The 1,951-nt window shown below is 65.8% G+C and carries 2 pseudogenes; one reads left to right on the top strand and one right to left on the bottom strand.

The features are described from left to right. A pseudogene (locus tag BJF81_RS12865) lies at positions 1-324 on the top strand (4-hydroxy-2-oxovalerate aldolase); the annotation flags it as partial. Between the two features lie 148 nt (positions 325-472). Here the strand turns inward: BJF81_RS12865 and BJF81_RS12860 are convergent. Next, positions 473-1,664: pseudogene (locus BJF81_RS12860) on the bottom strand (IS3 family transposase). Positions 1,665-1,951 lie beyond the last annotated feature (287 nt).

Genomic DNA, 1,951 nt, shown 5'->3' with positions numbered 1-1,951 from the left:
AACTTCGGCGGATCCAGGCTCAGCGTCGCTGGCGGCCACGGCGCCGGGCCGGGCTACTGCCCAGTCGAGGCCTTCATCGCCGTCGCGAAGCTCAGCGGGATGGAGCACGGCTGCGAACTATTCAAGCTGCAGGACGCTGCGGACGACGTCGTGCGTTCATTACAGGACCGCCCGGTGCGAGTCGACCGCCAGACCCTGACCGTGGTCTTCGCGGGGGTTTACTCCTCGTTCCTGCGGCACGCGGAGAACGCGGCGGTGCAGTACGACCTTGACGTGCGCGACTATCTTATGGAATGCGGCAGACGCCACCTGGTCGGCGGATAGAAAGACACGATCGTCGATATCACCCTCGGCATAGTTGGTGAACTGGAGTCAGCGTGAGGATATTGCCGAAGGCCGGCACTCCATATTTTCTAGCGGTCATGCCTCTCGTTCTGCCGGGACTGCTGCACCGATAGGTGACAGTGGTTAGTCACGCAGCCTGATCGGCTGGTGTGGTCATGATGGTCTCGTACTCGATGGGGGTCAATCGGCCGAGGGCGTCCTGGCGCCGGCGGCGGTGGTAGGTGCGCTCGATCCAGGTGACGATCGCGATGCGCAGGTCGTGCCGGGTGGCCCAGGACCGGCGGTCCAGGACGTTCTTCTGGAGCAGGGCGAAGAAGGACTCCATGGCGGCGTTGTCACCGGCGGCGCCGACGCGGCCCATGGAGCCGACCATGCCGTGGTGCTTGAGGGCGTGGACGAATTTCCGGCTTCGAATTGCGATCCTCGATCGGTGTGAACCACGCACCCGGTTACGTTTCCGCGGCGGGCGACGGCGTTGTTCAGGGCGGTGACCGCGATCCGTGACTTCATCCTGGAGTCGATGGAGTAGCCCACGATCCGGTTGGAGTACACGTCCTTGAACGCGCAGAGGTAGAGCTTGCCCTCACCGGTCCAGTGCTCGGTGATGTCACCGACCCACAGCTCGTTCGTGCCCTCGGCGGTGAACGCGTGCCGGGTCCGGCCCTTCTCATCGGTGATGGCGCACAGGTCCTCGTGCACCGGCGGACCAGGCTTCTTCCCGTTCTTGCCACGTTTCTTGCCGAACGCCGACCACCAGCCGTGCTGCGAGCACAGGCGCCACGCGGTCCGCTCGCTCATGTCTTGGCCGGCCTCGCGGGCTTCGTCGACCAGGTACCGGTAGCCGAACTCGGGGTCGTCGCGGTGGGCGTCGAACAGCGCGTTGGCCCGGTAGGCCGCGGTCAGCTCGGCGTCGGTGACCGGGTTGGCCAGCCACCGGTAGTAGGGCTGGCGCGCGATGTTGAGCACCCGACACGTCACCGTGACGGGGATCCCGTCGTCGGCAAGGTCACGGACGAGCGGGTAGCTCATTTTCCCGGCAGGTGCGCCTGGGAGAAGTACGCAGCGGCACGGCGCAGAACCTCGTTCTCCTGCTCCAGCAGCCGGATCCGCTTCTTGGCCTCGCGCAGCTCCGCCGCGGCGGCTGGGGTCGTGGCCGGTTGGTCACCGTCCTGCTCCTCGGCCTTCTTCATCCACGCGTACAGCGTCGTGAAGTGGATCCCGAAGTCCTTGGCGATCTGGTCGAGTCCGACACCGGGCTCACGGTTTCGAGCGACCCGGACGACGTCGTCACGGAACTCCTGGGGGTAGGGCTTGGTCACGGTGAACATCCTTCCAGCCCAGCCCGAGGACTAGGCAGATCAGATGTCACCTATCGGTGCAGCAGTCCCGGAAGTAGCGTCAGGCGGTGTCGCTAGCCCCGGTCTTTCATGAGGCTGGGACGGTGATGGCCTTGGGGGCTTGATCGTCGTGCTCGATCCGGAGTTGGCGTGCGGGCGTGACAGGGTTGCGGCTGGCGCTGCCGGGCTGCGGGTCTCCGGTGGTGATGTCGTGGGCGGACGGGTCTGGTCAGGCTAGGCGTGGGATCGCGGCGATGTTGGCGAAGACG

The sequence above is a fragment of the Ornithinimicrobium sp. CNJ-824 genome (genome assembly GCF_001942405.1).
Taxonomy (GTDB): domain Bacteria; phylum Actinomycetota; class Actinomycetes; order Actinomycetales; family Dermatophilaceae; genus Ornithinicoccus; species Ornithinicoccus kibberensis.
This window is presented reverse-complemented; position numbering and strand designations above follow the sequence as displayed.